Origin of the sequence: Streptococcus sp. 2579, assembly GCF_013277195.1 — a bacterium.
In the GTDB taxonomy this organism is placed as follows: Bacteria; Bacillota; Bacilli; order Lactobacillales; family Streptococcaceae; genus Streptococcus.
On the sequence record NZ_VMMM01000017.1, the window covers coordinates 119,299 to 138,088 of the forward strand.

16 protein-coding genes are annotated in these 18,790 nt (G+C 40.2%); 12 read left to right on the forward strand and 4 right to left on the reverse strand.

Annotated features, from left to right (window positions below; all coding sequences use genetic code 11):
* Positions 1–177: 177 nt before the first annotated feature.
* On the forward strand, positions 178–3,354 hold the full coding sequence (gene carB / locus HT725_RS08215) for a carbamoyl-phosphate synthase large subunit (RefSeq protein WP_173253375.1): 3,177 nt from the start codon (positions 178–180) through the stop codon (positions 3,352–3,354).
* A gap of 69 nt (positions 3,355–3,423) precedes the next feature.
* On the opposite strand, the gene HT725_RS08220 is transcribed toward carB, so the two are convergent.
* Genes HT725_RS08220 through tacF form a run of 3 tightly spaced genes read right to left on the reverse strand, consistent with a single transcriptional unit; the run spans position 3,424 to position 6,535 of the window.
* Entirely contained in the window at positions 3,424–4,233 is an 810-nt protein-coding gene (locus HT725_RS08220; protein WP_173253376.1) for a phosphorylcholine transferase LicD, read from the reverse strand.
* Between the two features lies 1 nt (position 4,234).
* A complete protein-coding gene (locus HT725_RS08225; RefSeq protein ID WP_173253377.1) occupies positions 4,235–5,038 on the reverse strand; it encodes a phosphorylcholine transferase LicD in 804 nt (267 codons plus the stop codon).
* 9 nt (positions 5,039–5,047) lie between these two features.
* Positions 5,048–6,535, reverse strand: a complete 1,488-nt coding sequence (gene tacF / locus HT725_RS08230; protein ID WP_173253378.1) for a type IV teichoic acid flippase TacF — start codon at positions 6,533–6,535, stop codon at positions 5,048–5,050.
* Positions 6,536–6,975: 440 nt separating this feature from the next.
* Here tacF and HT725_RS08235 point away from each other — a divergent pair, with 440 nt between their 5' ends.
* The 5 genes from HT725_RS08235 to HT725_RS08255 are packed head-to-tail and all read left to right on the forward strand — an operon-like array spanning position 6,976 to position 11,165.
* Positions 6,976–7,683 carry a 2-C-methyl-D-erythritol 4-phosphate cytidylyltransferase gene (locus HT725_RS08235; RefSeq protein WP_000638487.1) on the forward strand — a complete coding sequence of 236 codons (708 nt, stop codon included), beginning with the start codon at positions 6,976–6,978 and terminating at the stop codon, positions 7,681–7,683.
* Between the two features lie 4 nt (positions 7,684–7,687).
* On the forward strand, positions 7,688–8,710 hold the full coding sequence (locus tag HT725_RS08240) for a ribitol-5-phosphate dehydrogenase (RefSeq protein WP_173253379.1): 1,023 nt from the start codon (positions 7,688–7,690) through the stop codon (positions 8,708–8,710).
* 16 nt (positions 8,711–8,726) lie between these two features.
* Positions 8,727–9,596 carry a phosphotransferase gene (locus HT725_RS08245; protein WP_173253380.1) on the forward strand — a complete coding sequence of 290 codons (870 nt, stop codon included), beginning with the start codon at positions 8,727–8,729 and terminating at the stop codon, positions 9,594–9,596.
* A complete protein-coding gene (locus HT725_RS08250) occupies positions 9,586–10,464 on the forward strand; it encodes a DMT family transporter (protein WP_173253381.1) in 879 nt (292 codons plus the stop codon). Before HT725_RS08245 ends, HT725_RS08250 begins: the two co-directional genes overlap by 11 nt.
* A gap of 11 nt (positions 10,465–10,475) precedes the next feature.
* Positions 10,476–11,165 (forward strand): sugar phosphate nucleotidyltransferase, encoded by a 690-nt coding sequence (locus HT725_RS08255; protein ID WP_173253382.1) that lies wholly within the window; start codon positions 10,476–10,478, stop codon positions 11,163–11,165.
* A gap of 241 nt (positions 11,166–11,406) precedes the next feature.
* Here HT725_RS08255 and HT725_RS08260 read toward each other — a convergent pair whose 3' ends face one another.
* Positions 11,407–12,363, reverse strand: coding sequence for a hypothetical protein (locus tag HT725_RS08260; protein WP_173253383.1), 957 nt, complete (start codon positions 12,361–12,363; stop codon positions 11,407–11,409).
* Between the two features lie 606 nt (positions 12,364–12,969).
* Here HT725_RS08260 and HT725_RS08265 point away from each other — a divergent pair.
* From HT725_RS08265 to HT725_RS08290, 6 genes are all read left to right on the forward strand, one after another.
* Positions 12,970–13,428: a DUF4231 domain-containing protein gene (locus HT725_RS08265; RefSeq protein ID WP_173253384.1), complete on the forward strand. Its 459-nt coding sequence runs from the start codon at positions 12,970–12,972 to the stop codon at positions 13,426–13,428.
* A gap of 12 nt (positions 13,429–13,440) precedes the next feature.
* Entirely contained in the window at positions 13,441–14,049 is a 609-nt protein-coding gene (locus HT725_RS08270) for a hypothetical protein (protein ID WP_173253385.1), read from the forward strand.
* Positions 14,042–14,452 carry a hypothetical protein gene (locus HT725_RS08275; RefSeq protein WP_240149618.1) on the forward strand — a complete coding sequence of 137 codons (411 nt, stop codon included), beginning with the start codon at positions 14,042–14,044 and terminating at the stop codon, positions 14,450–14,452. Before HT725_RS08270 ends, HT725_RS08275 begins: the two co-directional genes overlap by 8 nt.
* 10 nt (positions 14,453–14,462) lie before the next feature.
* The gene (ply, locus tag HT725_RS08280; RefSeq protein ID WP_173253386.1) at positions 14,463–15,878 is read left to right on the forward strand and encodes a cholesterol-dependent cytolysin pneumolysin; all 1,416 of its coding nucleotides are present in this window, start codon (positions 14,463–14,465) and stop codon (positions 15,876–15,878) included.
* Between the two features lie 9 nt (positions 15,879–15,887).
* Positions 15,888–16,634: a peptidoglycan recognition family protein gene (locus HT725_RS08285; protein WP_173253387.1), complete on the forward strand. Its 747-nt coding sequence runs from the start codon at positions 15,888–15,890 to the stop codon at positions 16,632–16,634.
* Between the two features lie 19 nt (positions 16,635–16,653).
* On the forward strand, positions 16,654–18,790 hold a 2,137-nt coding region (locus HT725_RS08290; protein ID WP_173253388.1), incomplete at its 3' end, for a DUF1542 domain-containing protein.

Here is an 18,790-nt window from a genome sequence, read left to right on the forward strand (position 1 = left end):
AATTTATTTAATGTCGCCCTGAGAGGCGACGAATAGAAAGGAGAAGATACATTGTTCGCGGAAGTGAACACGCCCTAAGAACTGTGTGAAAAAGATAAACATCGTCTTGACGCTGAAGGCGTCTGCACCGAGTTTCCTATTTTCACTGTGTTCTTTACGGGCTTTGTATCATAAACTATGCCTAAACGTACTGATATTCAAAAAATTATGGTGATTGGTTCTGGTCCGATTATTATTGGTCAGGCTGCTGAGTTTGACTACGCTGGGACCCAGGCTTGCTTGTCTTTGAAAGAGGAAGGTTATGAGGTTGTTTTGGTTAACTCAAATCCTGCAACTATCATGACGGACAAGGAAATTGCTGATAAGGTTTACATCGAACCGATTACACTTGAGTTTGTGACACGTATTCTTCGTAAGGAACATCCAGATGCCTTGCTACCAACACTCGGTGGTCAGACAGGTCTCAACATGGCCATGGAATTGTCTAAAAATGGTATCCTCGATGAGCTTGGTGTTGAACTTCTGGGTACTAAATTATCTGCCATTGACCAAGCCGAGGACCGTGATCTCTTTAAACAATTGATGGAAGAGCTCAACCAACCAATCCCAGAATCTGAAATTGTCAACACAGTAGACGAAGCAGTTGCCTTTGCAGCGACAATTGGCTACCCAGTCATCGTCCGTCCAGCCTTTACACTTGGTGGTACTGGTGGTGGTATGTGTGCCAACGAGGAAGAATTGCGTGAAATCGCTGAAAATGGTTTGAAATTGTCACCTGTTACCCAGTGTTTGATTGAACGTTCCATTGCTGGTTTCAAGGAAATCGAGTACGAAGTCATGCGTGACTCAGCTGACAATGCTTTGGTTGTTTGTAACATGGAAAACTTTGACCCAGTTGGGATTCACACAGGGGATTCCATCGTATTTGCCCCTGCGCAAACCATGTCAGACTATGAAAACCAAATGCTTCGTGACGCAAGCTTGAGCATCATTCGTGCCCTTAAGATTGAAGGTGGATGTAACGTTCAGCTGGCCCTTGATCCACATAGCTTTAAGTATTATGTTATCGAAGTAAACCCCCGTGTATCGCGTTCGTCAGCCCTTGCTTCTAAGGCGACAGGATATCCGATTGCTAAGTTGGCTGCTAAGATTGCAGTTGGCTTGACCTTGGATGAGGTTATCAACCCAGTTACAGGTTCAACCTATGCCATGTTTGAGCCTGCCCTTGACTACGTGGTTGCTAAGATTCCTCGTTTCCCATTTGACAAGTTTGAAAAAGGTGAGCGCCGTCTTGGTACCCAGATGAAGGCGACTGGAGAAGTCATGGCAATCGGTCGTAACATCGAGGAATCTCTCCTTAAGGCTTGTCGTTCCCTTGAAATTGGGGTTCATCACAATGAAATACCTGAACTTGCATCAGTTTCTGATGATGCCTTGATTGAAAAGGTTGTGAAAGCCCAAGACGATCGTCTCTTCTATGTATCAGAAGCTATTCGTCGTGGTTACACACCAGAAGAAATTGCTGACTTGACTAAGATTGATATCTTCTATCTGGATAAACTCTTGCATATCTTTGAAATTGAGCAAGAATTGGGCGCTCATCCACAAGATCTAGAAGTCTTGAAAACAGCCAAACTCAATGGTTTCTCAGACCGTAAGATTGCTGAACTATGGGAAACGACCGCTGATCACGTTCGCCAACTTCGTTTGGAAAACAAGATTGTTCCAGTTTATAAGATGGTCGATACTTGTGCGGCAGAATTTGACTCTGAAACACCATACTTCTATTCAACCTATGGATGGGAAAATGAATCTATCAAGTCTGATAAGGAATCCGTCCTTGTTCTAGGTTCAGGTCCAATCCGTATCGGTCAAGGGGTTGAGTTTGACTACGCAACTGTTCACTCGGTTAAGGCTATTCAGGCGGCTGGCTATGAAGCCATCATCATGAACTCAAACCCAGAGACCGTTTCTACAGACTTCTCTGTTTCAGATAAGCTTTACTTTGAGCCATTAACTTTTGAAGATGTCATGAATGTTATCGATTTGGAGCAACCAAAAGGTGTTATCGTTCAGTTCGGTGGTCAAACAGCCATCAACCTTGCGGAGCCATTGGCAAAAGCAGGTGTGACTATTTTAGGAACGCAAGTCGCTGACCTAGACCGAGCTGAAGACCGTGACCTCTTTGAGCAAGCTCTTAAAGATTTGGATATTCCACAGCCACCAGGACAAACGGCTACCAATGAAGAAGAAGCAGTTCTTGCGGCTCGTAAGATTGGCTTCCCAGTTCTTGTCCGCCCATCTTATGTACTTGGTGGACGTGCCATGGAAATCGTTGAAAACGAAGAAGACCTCCGCTCTTACATGCGAACTGCTGTTAAGGCTAGTCCAGACCACCCAGTTCTTGTTGACTCATACATCGTTGGGCAAGAGTGCGAAGTTGATGCCATCTCAGACGGAGAAAATGTCCTTATCCCTGGTATCATGGAGCATATCGAACGTGCTGGTGTCCACTCAGGTGACTCAATGGCCGTTTACCCTCCACAAACCTTGTCGCAAAAGGTTCAGGAAACCATTGCAGACTACACTAAACGCCTAGCAATTGGTCTTAACTGCCTTGGAATGATGAACATCCAGTTTGTTATCAAGGATGAAAAAGTCTACGTTATTGAGGTCAATCCGCGTGCCAGCCGTACAGTTCCATTCCTTTCTAAGGTAACCAATATTCCTATGGCTCAAGTAGCGACCAAGCTCATTCTTGGGCAAAGTTTATCAGAACTTGGCTACCAAGATGGTCTTTACCCTGAAAGCACTCGCGTTCATATCAAGGCACCTGTCTTCTCCTTCACGAAACTAGCTAAGGTAGACAGCTTACTTGGTCCTGAAATGAAGTCAACAGGGGAAGTTATGGGTTCTGATACGACTTTGGAAAAAGCTCTCTATAAGGCCTTTGAAGCTTCTTACCTCCACTTACCAACTTTTGGTAACGTTGTATTTACCATCGCTGATGATGCCAAAGAAGAGGCCTTGGACTTGGCTCGTCGTTTCCAAAATATTGGCTATGGAATCCTCGCGACAGAAGGGACAGCAGCCTTCTTTGCTAGTCATGGATTGCAAGCCCAACCTGTTGGTAAGATTGGTGATGATGATCAGGATATCCCAAGCTTTGTTCGCAAAGGAAGAATCCAAGCTATCATTAACACAGTAGGAACCAAACGAACTGCTGACGAAGATGGAGAGCAAATCCGTCGTTCAGCCATTGAACACGGGGTGCCCCTCTTCACAGCCCTAGATACAGCTAATGCCATGCTTAAGGTACTTGAAAGCCGTAGTTTTGTCACAGAAGCGATTTAAATAGAAAAAAGAGAAGGTGTAACGATCTTCTCTTTTTTGTTATATTTTTTCTTGTAAACTACTGATTAATCAGCTTTTGCGATAAGCTTTAATACTGTGGCTATACCACTCTTGCATTTCCTTTGATGGTGGTGTCATATAATCCCCATACATCTGGGTTAAAAATTGGTCATATTTTTTTGGCACAGGCAACATACGACCTTCAAACTCAGTTAAGATGAGTTCTTTAAAGGTATCAACTGGGAAGACTTCTTTCATTCCTTCCTTACCGATCCCAATTCCTCCTTCATATTGAGGAGAGTTGGTTGCAGCATTTTTGACTAGTTGATCAATTTTCTTGTAAAAGTAACGGGGATTGACCACTCGGAGGGCGTACCAGCTACATAATCTTAGAAAATCTTTTAACTTGCTATCACCGTGAACTGCGCGTGATTTTTTGATATAAGCTAGTTGACGAAGAGCTACATACTTATAGCTCTTGTCAACAATGCTCAAGTCTGTAAATCGATCAATTGGGAAGACATCGATGAAAAGGCTGGTATCATGACGCTTGTACTTAACATGGTCTTCGATAACAGTAGAAGTATCCAAAATTGATGCGAAATTATGGAAGTACCAAGAAGATGTATCGTAGGAAAGAACCTTGTAGCGAGGGTGGTCTTCTTCCTCAATAATCTTCAATAAGCGCTCATAATCTTCACGATAGAGGGAAATATCAATATCATCATCCCATGGAATCATACCTTTGTGGCGGATAGCTCCAAGCATGGTTCCATAACTGAGAAAATAAGGAATATCATGTTTCTTACAAGTCTCATCAATATAGTCTAGCAGGGCTAGTTGAATTTCTTTAATTTCTTTTTTTTCTAAATACTGCATCCTAATCCTCCAATTTATAAGCGTGAAATTCATGACTGTAGAAGCGTTTTTCTTCTGGTGGTAGGGTCATATAATCTCCATAAAATTGTGTCAAAATAGTATCAAATTTTTCTGGCGCAGGAAGGGTCAAATTCTCAAAGGGCAAATCGATTGTTTTATCAAAAGTACCACTTGGGAAGACTTCCTTTTCCTTAAATTTAGAAGGGATAAAAGCCATATACTGCCCATTCTCACGGCTATATTTTTGAATTTCTTTCTCGATTTTATGTGCAAAATAACGAGGAGAAACCGGTCGAAGGAGCAACCAAAAGGCTGTTCGTATCCAATCTTTTAAAAGGCTATCCTTATAGACAATATTTTTATGTTTACTGAAAGACAGTAGTTTGAAGCTTTCCAGTTTGTAACAAGTATCAATGACCTTAGGATCATCAAAGCGATCCATAGGGAAAATGTCAATAAAGACACCAGACTCATAGGTTTTTGTATTCCGAGTATCAATAATTTTAGTCGTACTGTCGGTGATTTTGATAAAGTTGTTAAAGTAGTTTTTATCCGTTTCTAAGGATAAAAGTTTGTATTTACTTTTTTCCTTTTGAAAGATGTTAATAAATCGTTGGTAGTCTTCTCGAGGCATGGATAAATCAATATCGTCGTCCCAAGGAATAAAGCCTTGATGTCGAACTGCCCCAATCAGAGTACCGTAGTTAATAATATAGTGGATATTGTGCTTTTTACAGAGAGTATCAATATAATCCAAAATTTCTAATTCAATTTGTTTGGCATCTTCAATGGTTAGTTGTTTCATTCTATACTCCTATGATTTTTTGAATTTACTTTTTAAGGCTAGGACATGGTTTAAAAATTCATAGAAAATGCTATCTTTTGTGAAGAAAAGTAGACTAATATAAGAGGTAGCTGATAGCAAGACAATCAAACCAGTATTCATCAAAAATGGTAAATTAATGACCATATCCACAGGATACACGAAATTGATCAGGAAATAAATTCCTACAAAGGAAAGTGAAAAGAGAGAGTATCGAATAGTATAGCTAAAGATATGTCCCAAGTGAATAAGCTGTTTTCTATGGATGAAAACGATATAGAAAACAAGTAGAGAAGCCTCTGATATCATAGTTGTCAGTAAGTAGTATTCAGGAGCTACGATATGGTTAAAAAAGAGGAGACTATTCAAGCCCAAATTGAGTAATCCTGCAAAGACTGTATAGACTGTGATACGTTTTTCATAGCCATTGGTAAAGAGAATTTGGGAACCAAGAATGGTATCTAAGGCCAGGATAATCGTACGAAAAGCGAAGAGAGAGGTTAAGATACCACCTCCGATATATTTTTCACTACCGTAAAGTAGGATAGCATTTGGTCCTAAAACCATGAGTCCAAAACTTAAAGGAATGATAAAGAAGTTAAAGATTCGACTTCCTCTATTAACCAGAGAAACATAGGCTTCTTTGTCTCCTTTACCCAAATAGTAACTGAGACGAGGCACACTCACTCCAATTGCACCTGTTACAACCCCAGCTATAACGGTCACAATTCGTTGAGCCATGGTATAGTAACTAACGTTGACATCAATCCCTGTTTTAACGAGGAAGAGACGATCCAAAAAAGTGAAGAGCATATTGGCATTAGCAAAGACCAACATGGCTGTCAGAGGGAGAAAGAGCGGTTTAAAATCACTGATGTGGATTTTAACAAGCTTAATGTCTCTTTTAATCCAAAAATAACTAATCAGATAGTTAATCAGCGTCGATAAACTCATCACAAGTGTATAGACAACAATATCGTGTTCATTCTTGACAAACAGGAAAATAGAGACCAGCATCAGGATACGGATGAAGGCAGTCTTGTAAAAGAGAAAACTGTAATTTTCCAGAGCTTCATTGACCCACTCGATTGAAAAAATCTGGGCAATGAGTTGAATCCCCATAACAAGGTAGACTTTTTTGACGATTGGATTATCTGTAAAGAAGAGAGGATAGGCTAGGATATAGACAGCGGTGGTCAAAATCGTACAAGCTATGCACAAATAAAAAAGACTAGAGAAGGTTCTATTCAGATCTTTTTTGTTATCCTTGACATTACTGATGGCCCGTAAACCGTAGTTATAGACCCCATAAGTCGCAAAGGGCAAGAAAAATGACAAAATAGTGTCAACTGAGTTGAAGTAACCATAGTCAGTTCGGTCCAAGACACGCGCGACATAGGTTCCAGTTAGGATGGGAAAAATAATATTTAAGACACGAATTCCCATGTAGGATAGAGCATTTAATTTTATACTTTTCATTCAATTTACCTCGTTTTTCATTATATCATAAAGTTAGCTAATAAGAAATGAAGGGCAGTAATACTCTTCGAAAATCAAATTCAAACCACGTCAGCGTCGCCTTACCGTACTCAAGTACAGCTTACGGCTAGCTTCCTAGTTTGCTTTTTGATTTTCATTGAGTATAAGTCAAGTAATCACTTTGAAGTTTCAAATCTTAATTTTAAGTTTTCTTTAAGGAAATTATATTATTCTGGAGAACTCTAAAATTTCACAGCCATTTATTGGTAATGACTACAGAATTCCTAGTCATTGCTAGAAATGGGCTAGTTTCTTTGAATAATAGAACTCCTTAATCCTCCTATTCTAGAACGGGATGACTAGTATTTCTTTTATGATAGAACTAGATTGTGGTATAATAGAGAGAATAAGTTTTTTTAGTAAGACAAAGGAGAAAATAGATGATTTATGCAGGAATTCTTGCTGGTGGAACTGGCACACGCATGGGAATCAGTAACTTGCCAAAACAATTTTTAGAGCTAGGTGATCGACCTATTTTGATTCATACAATTGAAAAATTTGTCTTGGAACCAAGTATTGAAAAAATTGTGGTTGGGGTTCATGGAGACTGGGTTTCTCATGCAGAGGATCTTGTAGATAAATATCTACCTCTTCATAAGGATCGTATCATCATTACAAAAGGTGGTGCTGACCGTAATACGAGTATTGAGAAAATCATTGAAGCCATTGATGCTTATCGTCCGCTTACTCCAGAGGATATCGTTGTTACCCACGATTCTGTTCGTCCATTTATTACACTTCGCATGATTCAAGACAATATTAAACTTGCCCAAAATCATGACGCAGTGGACACAGTGGTAGAAGCGGTTGATACTATCGTTGAAAGTACTAATGGTCAATTTATTACAGATATTCCAAATCGTGCTCACCTTTATCAAGGACAAACACCTCAAACATTCCGTTGCAAGGACTTCATGGACCTTTACGGTTCTCTATCTGCCGAAGAGAAAGAAATTTTAACAGATGCATGTAAAATCTTTGTGATCAAAGGAAAAGATGTAGCCTTGGCCAAGGGTGAGTATTCAAATCTGAAGATTACAACCGTGACAGATTTGAAGATTGCAAAAAGTATGATTGAGAAAGACTAGTGATATGATTAATCAAATTTATCAACTAACTAAGCCTAAGTTTATCAATGTCAAATATCAGGAAGAGGCTATTGACCAAGAAAATCATATCCTTATCCGTCCCAACTACATGGCGGTCTGTCATGCGGATCAGCGTTATTATCAAGGAAAACGTGATCCCAAGATTTTGAATAAAAAACTTCCAATGGCAATGATTCACGAGTCATGTGGAACCGTTATTTCTGATCCGACAGGAACCTATGAGGTTGGGCAAAAAGTTGTTATGATTCCCAATCATCCTCCTATGCAGAGCGATGAAGAATTTTATGAGAACTACATGACAGGGACCCATTTCTTGTCTAGTGGATTTGATGGCTTTATGAGAGAGTTTGTTTCTCTCCCTAAAGACCGTGTGGTGGCTTATGATGATATTGAAGACACGGTTGCAGCCATTACAGAGTTTGTCAGTGTCGGCATGCACGCTATGAATCGTCTATTGACTCTTGCTCATAGCAAGCGGGACCGAATCGCCGTTATCGGAGATGGAAGTTTAGCTTTTGTGGTTGCCAATATTATCAACTATACTTTGCCAGAAGCAGAGATTGTGGTTATTGGTCGTCATTGGGAAAAGTTGGAACTCTTCTCTTTTGCCAAAGAATGCTATATTACGGATAATATTCCTGAAGATTTGGCCTTTGACCATGCTTTTGAGTGTTGTGGTGGTAATGGTACTGGACCGGCTATAAATGACCTGATTCGCTACATTCGTCCTCAGGGAACGATTCTCATGATGGGCGTTAGCGAGTATAAAGTCAATCTCAATACACGCGATGCCTTAGAAAAAGGCTTGCTCTTGGTTGGTTCCTCTCGTTCTGGTCGCATTGATTTTGAAAATGCTATCCAAATGATGGAAGTCAAGAAATTCGCCAATCGTCTTAAAAATATCCTTTATCTAGAAGAACCTGTAAGAGAAATTAAAGATATTCACCGTGTCTTTGCGACCGATTTAAACACAGCCTTTAAAACTGTGTTTAAGTGGGAAGTATAAGTCCTGGAGGTTAATTGTGGAGAAAATCATTAAAGAAAAAATTTCTTCCCTACTTAGTCAAGAAGAGGAAGTCCTCAGTGTTGAACAGCTGGGGGGAATGACCAATCAAAACTATTTGGTCAAAACAACAAATAAGCAATACATTGTTAAATTCTTTGGTAAAGGGACAGAAAAGCTGATCAATCGACAAGATGAAAAGTACAATCTTGAACTACTAAAGGATTTAGACTTAGATGTAAAAAATTATCTTTTTGATATTGAAGCTGGTATCAAAGTAAATGAGTATATCGAATCTGCGATTACGCTTGATTCAAGGTCAATCAAGACCAAATTTGATAAAATTGCTCCAATATTACAAACTATTCATGCTTCTGGCAAGGAATTAAGAGGAGAATTTGCTCCTTTTGAAGAAATCAAAAAATACGAATCCTTGATTGAAGAGAAAATCCCTTATGCCAACTATGAAGCTGTTCGAGAAGAAGTCTTCTCCTTAGAGAAAAGATTGGCTGACTTAGGTGTTGACAGAAAATCTTGTCATATCGATTTGGTGCCTGAAAACTTTATCGAATCACCACAAGGACGACTTTATCTGATTGACTGGGAATATTCATCAATGAACGATCCAATGTGGGATTTGGCTGCCCTCTTTTTAGAGTCTGAATTCACTCGTCAAGAGGAAGAAGACTTCTTGTCTCACTATGAGAGTGAGCTAACACCTGTCTCTCGAGAAAAGATTGCAATCTATAAAATTTTGCAAGATGCTATTTGGAGTCTATGGACAGTCTACAAAGAAGAGCAAGGTGCAGATTTTGGTGACTATGGTGTGAGTCGTTACCAAAGAGCTGTTAAAGGTTTGTCATATTATGGAGGTTCTGATGAAAAATAAAAATGGAGTTTCTTTTGGTCTACTCTCAGGTATTTTCTGGGGTTTAGGTCTAACGATTAGTGCTTATATCTTTTCGATTTTTACAGATTTGTCGCCCTTTGTGGTGGCCGCTGCTCACGATTTCTTGAGTATCTTTATCTTACTAGCTTTTCTCTTGGTAAAAGAAGGAAAAGTTCGTCTCTCAATTTTCTTAAATATTCGTAATGTTAGTGTTATCATCGGAGCCTTGCTAGCAGGTCCTATCGGTATGCAGGCCAATCTTTATGCGGTTAAGTATATCGGAAGTTCTTTAGCTTCATCTGTGTCGGCTATTTACCCTGCGATTTCAGTTTTATTGGCTTTCTTCTTTTTGAAGCACAAGATTTCGAAAAATACTGTGTTTGGGATCGTCTTGATTATTGGAGGGATAATTGCTCAGACCTATAAGGTTGAACAGGTTAATTCTTTCTACATTGGGATTCTCTGTGCTTTGATTTGTGCCATTGCATGGGGGAGTGAGAGTGTTCTTAGCTCTTTTGCCATGGAAAGTGAATTGAGTGAAATCGAAGCCCTCTTAATCCGTCAAGTAACTTCATTCTTGTCCTATCTTGTGATTGTGCTCTTCTCTCATCAGTCATTTGCAGAAGTGGCCAATGGACAATTGCTAGGTCTTATGATTGTCTTTGCAGCCTTTGATATAATTTCCTACTTGGCTTATTATATCGCTATCAATCGCTTGCAACCAGCCAAGGCTACAGGCTTGAACGTGAGTTATGTAGTTTGGACTGTCTTGTTTGCAGTTGTTTTCTTGGGTGCACCGCTAGATATGCTGACAATTATGACGTCACTTGTCGTTATTGCTGGAGTTTATATTATTATTAAAGAATAAAGGAGATTCGTGTGAAAGCCATTATCTTAGCAGCGGGATTGGGAACTCGCTTGCGTCCTATGACTGAAAATACCCCTAAAGCCTTGGTTCAGGTTAATCAAAAACCTTTGATTGAATACCAAATTGAGTTTCTCAAAGAAAAAGGAATTAATGACATCATCATCATTGTTGGTTACCTTAGAGAACAATTCGATTACTTGAAAGAAAAATACGGAGTTCGCCTCGTTTTCAATGATAAATACGCTGATTACAATAACTTTTACTCTCTCTATCTTGTAAAAGAAGAATTAGCTAACAGTTATGTTATCGATGCCGATAATTATCTCTTTAAAAATATGTTCCGCAATGATTTGACACGTTCGACTTATTTTAGTGTTTATCGTGAAGATTGTACCAATGAATGGTTCTTGGTCTATGGAGATGACTACAAGGTTCAAGACATTATTGTTGATAGCAAGGCAGGTCGCATCCTTAGTGGTGTATCCTTCTGGGATGCTCCAACAGCAGAAAAGATTGTCAGCTTTATCGACAAGGCTTATGCAAGTGGTGAATTTGTTGATCTATACTGGGACAATATGGTTAAGGACAATATCAAAGAGCTAGATGTCTATGTTGAAGAATTAGAAGGCAATAGCATCTATGAGATCGATAGTGTCCAAGATTATCATAAATTAGAAGAAATTCTTAAAAACGAAAATTAAAGATTTTGTATGTGAGTTATAGTCTCGATAAAAATAGTTACATCAAAATGAAATAGGAATTAGGCGAATCAATTGGGGAAGTCAAATTAATGTGTTCGTATCCTATTTCAATCTATTATACAAGAAAAGTACAAATAAGAAATCTCCAGATTAGGAACCATCAGTGAGTTCTCTAGTTTGGAGATTTTTCAATATACTTCGTTATTGGACGGTTACAATTGAGTGTTATCTAGCTTCCGGCTCATTTATTTGTTGATTTAGCCCCATCCCTATCCAGCGGATATGTCGGTGTAATGGAATCCCTAGACAGAGGCGAAACTAAGTCCTTATTTAGTACTCGATCTGTTCCTTGTTGAACATAAGCCACGATAAGACGTAGCGGTTTATCGCCTATGGATTGCTTTTTATACTGAGTCGGATATAATACTGATGTTCCATCTGCTCCTACTAGCCCCCATGCAACGATGTCATAACCTTCTGCTGAGGTTTCAATTCCACCAAAATTTTCATTATGTCCACCTTGAACCAAATACATTTTCAATTGAGAGCCTTGCGGAATATTAGAACTAGAGAATCCATTTGGTGGAGTAGGAATTTTCCCCTTAACTATAGGTTTTTCTCCTGCTTTTCCCTCTACATCTTGTTGAGCAGTCTTTCCTGGATTTAGTGGAGATTCATCAAATTCTGGTTTTGGTAGTTGATACAGAACCTCTTGAATCTTACTAGACACGTGACCGCTTCCTTCAGTTACTGTTAAGGTTGTATTGTATAGCCCATAGAGATTTTTAGGAGACTGACCGGTAATAGTTAAAACAGCTCGTTTTCCATTACTATCAATTCTTGTTTTGATTGTAGCCCAAGTTTTACCGTCCTTACCCACCGTTGGGAACCCTGATAAAGAAATATTTCTAATAGTTCCAGTTTCTACAGTAGCAATATATTTTAAAGGTATCTCGTTTAAGTTTTGACCGTTATATAAATTACGAGTGTCTCTTTCTCTTCCTGAATCATCCCTAGATCTTTTTTCCTTCCCGGTACTTCCTGTAGCAAACCCATAAACAAGCCCGGAAACACTTCTACGATTCCTAGTTTTTCCAGTTCCCTCCTCGCCTTTCTTTAGGTGAGCAGTCTTTTTATACTCCTCAAGCGCAGCATTAAAGACCTCCTGATTGACAAGCCCATTTTCTGATTGTCCCAATGCTTCGTTGAGTTTATCGTAAGCTTCCTTGAGTTTTTGGACTTGTTCTGGATTTTCAGTGCTGGTCTTCAGTTCTTGGAGGAGATGATGGATTTTGTCCGATAGAGGATAGCTACCTGAACCATTTGTGTAGTCTGTAATTTCCTCCGCTGTTTCCTTGTTTTCTAAAATATTGTTAAAAATTAGTTTGAATTTCTCAACTAATTTTATTCAGTTACTACTTTATTATGCTATAAAAAATCAAGCAACTCCTTCTTACAATAGCAAAAACAAGCATGTAATAAAAAATTAATAATTCTGACATTTTAAGATACAGAGCTTGCAATCATTGATAAAATCAGCTACCATGAGTAAGTAAGTAAGTAAGTAAGTAAGTAAGTAAGTAAGTAAGTAAGTAAGTAAGTAAGTAAGTTTTTTTGTCCCGATTATGATATAATAATTAAACTAGGTGAACTTTGCTAGTAGGAGAAACGATCTTTTCCGCTAGATGTAAACATGAAACTTCCTTTCCAAAATAACATGACAACATTATTAATATTTGCTAAACCTACTAGACAGTTATCCTAGTTTTTTGAATAGAATGAATAGATAAAAGGGGTTACGAACATGACGCCAGAAGAAATGTACTTGACAGATCGATTGGATGTACAGATAGCTCATTTTTTAAAGAAAAGCGTTCAACATCGTAGACGCTATAAGGTATTAAAAATAACAGAAATCGTGGCAGGTTTCCTCATAGCTGTCTTTTGTGCTATTCCTATGCCAGGTGATCGCTACCGTTTGATTTCGGTTGCCTTGTCCAGTTTAGGCTTGCTGTGTGAGGGGATTCTCAATTTGTATAATGCCAAGGAACACTGGATTTCTTACCAAAAGACTGCGCAACTCCTGGAGAGAGAAAAATTCCTCTATCAATGCCAAACAGAGAAATATGCAGGAAAAACCAAGGCTTTTGCTCTATTTGTCAAGACATGCGAAGGTCTTATCTCAGAGGAAATCAACCAGTGGGAAAGTATCCAGTCAAAAGAAGTGGCAACTAGTGCAGAAGCTCCAGGGCAAAAAGAATAGGAGGTGGAGGAAATGTCTCAATCTAGTTACCTGTCGCCCTTGCTCTGGTTAAAAAAAGAAGCCGATAAGGAAAAGATGAGTGCGCCCCAGTGCCAGATATTTTTCTTTTATTATCAACTGTTTGAACTCTTATTTGCTAGAGAAAGCGACTTGAGAGACTTGTGTCTGGGAAGGCAAGGTTTTTATTTCTCGCAGTTAGAGAAAGATTTGCTTTCTGGAGTTTCCCAATTTCTAACAAACTTGGAGGGAAAAGGGACTCTCAAGACTAACCAAGAAGTATCAGCTCGCAAAGCCCTTTTTCTAGCTTTGACAACTAGCCCGTCAGATTGGCAGGAATTAGCTCCTGTTTTTGATTTTTATCAGGCTGTAGGGAGGCTTGAACATCCTTCTCTCTTGAGTTCTCAGGACAGACAATATCTGATGTGGATTTACCAGTCAGCTTTGGAGAAGGATTATAGTGTCAAGGTAATTGGCGACAAGCATTTTGTATTGAAGAGACAAGATGCTACTAAATTGACAGGACGCCAAACTCAAACTTTGGAAATGCTGAGTCAATCAGAAGACTTGGTCAATCCTGTCTATGTTACATTAGGAGAAAAGGGGGTGCTCTTGCTTGATTAAGAGAGGAGATGTTGTAGCTCTTTATTTGCCTTTTCCGACTATTAGTAGCGATTTGGCTGTGAAGAATCATATGTATATTTGTATTGACAACAGTATGACTAAAAACAAAGAGTTGGTTAAAAATCAGACCTTCAAACCAGCTCTCTTGACCAGACGTTTGGTCAAGAACTTTATGATAGAAGAGCCGGATCTAGCTCGTAATCCTTTTACAAGACCAACCTTGATTGACTTAGATAAGGTATTTATGTTGGATAATACGGTCATTCCGACTTCTTATCTAGCCAGACGGCGACGCAATGTCTCAGAAGAATTGTACGAGGAAATTTTGGATCACTTAGTCCAACCACGGCTGATTTCGCTGAACAAGTCTGAGTTTATGCAACTCAATCTAGGAACTTATTAGGAGGTAGAAGATGGCAAATAAAGCAGTAAATGACTTTATACTAGCTATGGATTATGATAAAAAGAAACTCTTGACCCATCAGGGAGAGAGTATCGAAAATCGTTTCATCAAAGAGGGGAATCAGCTACCCGATGAGTTTGTTGTTATCGAAAGAAAGAAGCGGAGCCTGTCGACAAACACAAGTGATATTTCCGTGACGGCTACCAACGACAGTCGCCTCTATCCTGGAGCACTTCTCGTAGTGGATGAGACCTTGTTGGAGAATAATCCCACTCTTCTTGCGGTCGATCGTGCTCCGATGACTTATAGTATTGATTTGCCTGGTTTGGCAAGTAGTGATAGCTTTCTCCAAGTAAAAGACCCTAGCAATTCAAGTGTTCGCGGAGCGGTAAACGATTTGTTGGCCAAGTGGCATCAAGACTATGGTCAGGTTAATAATGTCCCAGCTAGAATGCAGTATGAAAAAATCACGGCTCACAGCATGGAACAACTCAAGGTCAAGTTTGGTTCTGACTTTGAAAAGACAGGGAATTCTCTTGATATTGATTTGAACTCTGTCCATTCGGGCGAAAAGCAGATTCAGATTGTTAATTTTAAGCAGATTTATTATACAGTCAGCGTAGATGCTGTTAAAAATCCAGGAGATGTATTTCAAGATACTGTAACGGTAGAGGATTTGAGGCAGAGAGGAATTTCTGCCGATCGTCCTTTGGTCTATATTTCGAGTGTTGCTTACGGGCGTCAGGTTTATCTCAAGTTGGAAACTACGAGTAAGAGTGATGAAGTAGAGGCTGCTTTTGAGGCTTTGATAAAAGGAGTCAAGGTAGCTCCTCAGACAGAGTGGAAACAGATTTTAGACAATACAGAAGTGAAGGCAGTTATTTTAGGGGGCGACCCGAGTTCGGGTGCCCGAGTTGTAACAGGCAAGGTGGATATGGTAGAGGACTTGATTCAAGAAGGCAGTCGCTTTACAGCAGATCACCCAGGCTTGCCGATTTCCTATACAACTTCATTTTTACGTGACAATGTAGTTGCGACCTTTCAAAACAGTACAGACTATGTTGAAACTAAGGTGACAGCCTACAGAAACGGAGATTTACTCTTGGATCATAGCGGTGCCTATGTTGCCCAATATTACATTACTTGGGATGAATTATCCTATGATTATCAAGGTAAAGAAGTTTTGACTCCTAAGGCTTGGGACAGAAATGGCCAGGATTTGACGGCTCATTTTACCACTAGTATTCCTTTAAAAGGGAATGTTCGCAATCTCTCTGTTAAAATTAGAGAGTGTACCGGACTTGCCTGGGAATGGTGGCGTACGGTTTATGAAAAAACCGATTTGCCACTAGTGCGTAAGCGGACGATTTCTATTTGGGGAACGACTCTTTATCCTCAGGTAGAGGATAAGGTAGAAAATGACTAGGAGGGAAGAATGTTTGCGACAAAAAGAGTGAATGGCGATTTGTTTTCAGGACTTATCACAGATGTGGATGAGGAAATCATGAATAGCGATCAAAATCGCCTTGATATTGATACTATTGTCATCCACCATAATGGTGGGCTGAGTGATGAGGGGGCTAGAAGTACTTGGTATGTCTCTACAGGTCATGGCACATCTGCTCACTATCAGGTGACTCCTGATAAGATATGGGGGTGTGTTGGTGAAGAGAGCGTTGCATATCATGCTGGCAACTATGAAGTCAATCAGCGTTCGATTGGTATTGAACACTTAAATAACCGTGGGGAACCTGACTGGACTATTGCAGAGGAAACCTACAGGAACTCAGCACGTTTGATTGCAGATATTTGTAATCGTTATAATTTACCAATCAATCGTGAGACTATCCATCCTCACCAGGAATTTACTGCTACAGATTGTCCTGGTGGAATTGATCTAAGTCTACTCATCCAGATGGCGGCTGAGATTCTTGCTGGAGATTGTTTCCAAGCATCGAAAGAGGAGCAACCTCGAGATGGAAATAGAGAGTATCTGGTGCGTGTGGTAGATGATGATCTCTACATCCGAACAGGCCCAGGTCTGGCTTATCCTGACCAAGGTTTTTGTCCTCTTGGGACTTTTACCATCATGCAGGTAGAAGAAGCAGATGGCTATACTTGGGGCTTGTTGAAGTCGGGTAGGGGCTGGATCGCACTAGACTATACAGAAGAAATCAAATAGAAAAAGGAAGGAAGAATGAATGAAACTAAAAAGTAAAGAAGAGCGCAAAGGGGAAAAGATTTTTCGTTACTCAATAAGGAAGTACCACTTTGGTGCTGCCAGCGTTGCCGTTGCTGCGCTGATGTTTTTTGCCAACGGGACAGTACAGGCACAAACACCTGACATTTCTCCAGCGACAGAAAGCGGAACGACTAGAACCAGCGCCCTTGTAAGCGATTCCTCGGGGGGGGGGGGGGTATCTGAAGAGCTAAGTGAAGAAACTCCTGATACAGACCCTAGTCAGCCAGAGCAACCTATCCAAGGCAATCGAGAAAACCAAGAGGCTTCAGATAAAAACAAGTCTCTAGTAAAAGATAGCGAAGAAGGCAAGGGAGAAAAACAAGCAGAAGAAGCAAGCCGTCCTACTGTAGATAAGTCACTTGCCGAGTCGGCACAAACCAGTCTGCAAGCTCTACTTGCCAATCTGACACTGGACTCAATGAAAGAACTTCACGCTCGTGTAGAAGCAGGTCTAGCACAAGCTAAAGCTGTTCTTGAAAATCCAAACTCTAGTCAAGAGGAGGTCAATGCCCAAGTTCAAGCCATGAAAACCTTGACTGAGGAAGTCAACAAGGCTTTGGCAGGTGGACTCACATCCCCAGCTGAGCTTGGAGAAGGAAGTGGTGTGACTCAGAGTGAACCAAGCCCGACTCCTAGACGAGGGCGAGGTCGTAGGGGGCAACTAACTCCTCCTACAGCACCAGTGTCAACAGAAAATCAAGAAACCAAGGAAAGGGCGGAGGAAGTTACAGACTACACAAATGGTCCAGGTAGCTATCCTCTATCAGAAAAAATCCATAAACTCCTCCAAGAATTGAATACCAGCACTGAAAATCCAGAACAAGTCCAAAAACTAAAAGAGGCTTACGATAAACTCAATGAAGCATTACAGACGAAAGAAGATGGACTTGTTGACCAGGAGGTTTTCAATGCTGCACTTGAGGAGTATAAAAAGGCTAGTCAACTAGAGAAAGGTGCTAAGGAAGCTGAAAAGAGCAGAAGTCGAAGAAGTGTTTCTGGACTCGTCTACGGGCTGGCTACAGGAAGTGATGGTAAGGAAATAAGGGCTAGGGATAGTTCAGGAAGGGAAAGGGACATCCGTAATTTGTTTAACGGTGAGGACTTAAACGTTCTAGCTTTAAAATATATTGCTACTGTAGAAACTGGAACGATTAGAGATATTTCTATATCAGGGTTCCCAACGGTGGGAAATAACGGTAAGACTTGGGCTACAATCACAAAGAGAATTGATAACAATGGAAAAAGAGCTGTTATAACTATTAGAGGTAAATCTCCTAAAGAATTGTCTGGGGTATACAACACAACTTTAACAGTAGTTGAAGGAAGTAGTCATGTTTCTAGTAAGACTCAAACGATTCTGTATCAACTCCCAAAACCAACATTTGATGGGTCTTATACTGATCCAGGAAAAAGCAGTCAAGAAGCTGTGGAGGGTAAAGCAGAAGAAAAACCCATGCTTAGGGGGAGAATCGCTGTTCCGCCAGGTGGATTGACTAGTTCCAATATTGTGAATAATAGTGAATTGAGAATGTTCTTGGTTCGAGGTGGACATAATGACTCGTTTAATGGGGTCGAAACTGGAGCAGAAGGTTTTGACATCGTTGCGTGGGGGAGAGTGGGATCAGATGGAACGGTACCATTCTATCCAACTCAGTACCAAAAACCATCCATAGGCGATGCCCCCCTACGTCTTGTTGTAGCTTATGTTAAACCAGGAACAAACCAAATAATAAATCAAGACCTAGTTTCGCCTTTAAGTAACGAGACTATTAGACCAACTTATCCGATTGATAGGGATGGGGCAAATGGTGAACTTGATGCCGCAGCCAATACGAAGAACACTTCGATTGAGACGACTCCAAACTTAACAGCTGAAGAAATCGCTGATGCCAAACGTAAAGTCGGAGAAGCCTTGGCTGATGCGAAAGACAAGGTCAATAAGGCAAGAAATAAGGCAGATGTTGACCAAGCTAAGCAGGCTGGACTTGATGCCATCAACAACATCAATCCAACCGCTACGACGCATGACAGCGCGATTAGCAAGCTAGACGAAACAGCCAATACGAAGAACACTTCGATTGAGACGACTCCAAACT

Coding starts and splice junctions, on each gene's coding strand:
- carB (WP_173253375.1), top strand. CDS start 178: ATGCCTAAACGTACTGATATTCAAAAAATTATGGTGATTGGTTCTGGT.
- HT725_RS08220 (WP_173253376.1), bottom strand. CDS start 4,233: ATGCAGTATTTAGAAAAAAAAGAAATTAAAGAAATTCAACTAGCCCTG.
- HT725_RS08225 (WP_173253377.1), bottom strand. CDS start 5,038: ATGAAACAACTAACCATTGAAGATGCCAAACAAATTGAATTAGAAATT.
- tacF (WP_173253378.1), bottom strand. CDS start 6,535: ATGAAAAGTATAAAATTAAATGCTCTATCCTACATGGGAATTCGTGTC.
- HT725_RS08235 (WP_000638487.1), top strand. CDS start 6,976: ATGATTTATGCAGGAATTCTTGCTGGTGGAACTGGCACACGCATGGGA.
- HT725_RS08240 (WP_173253379.1), top strand. CDS start 7,688: ATGATTAATCAAATTTATCAACTAACTAAGCCTAAGTTTATCAATGTC.
- HT725_RS08250 (WP_173253381.1), top strand. CDS start 9,586: ATGAAAAATAAAAATGGAGTTTCTTTTGGTCTACTCTCAGGTATTTTC.
- HT725_RS08265 (WP_173253384.1), top strand. CDS start 12,970: ATGACGCCAGAAGAAATGTACTTGACAGATCGATTGGATGTACAGATA.
- HT725_RS08270 (WP_173253385.1), top strand. CDS start 13,441: ATGTCTCAATCTAGTTACCTGTCGCCCTTGCTCTGGTTAAAAAAAGAA.
- ply (WP_173253386.1), top strand. CDS start 14,463: ATGGCAAATAAAGCAGTAAATGACTTTATACTAGCTATGGATTATGAT.
- HT725_RS08285 (WP_173253387.1), top strand. CDS start 15,888: ATGTTTGCGACAAAAAGAGTGAATGGCGATTTGTTTTCAGGACTTATC.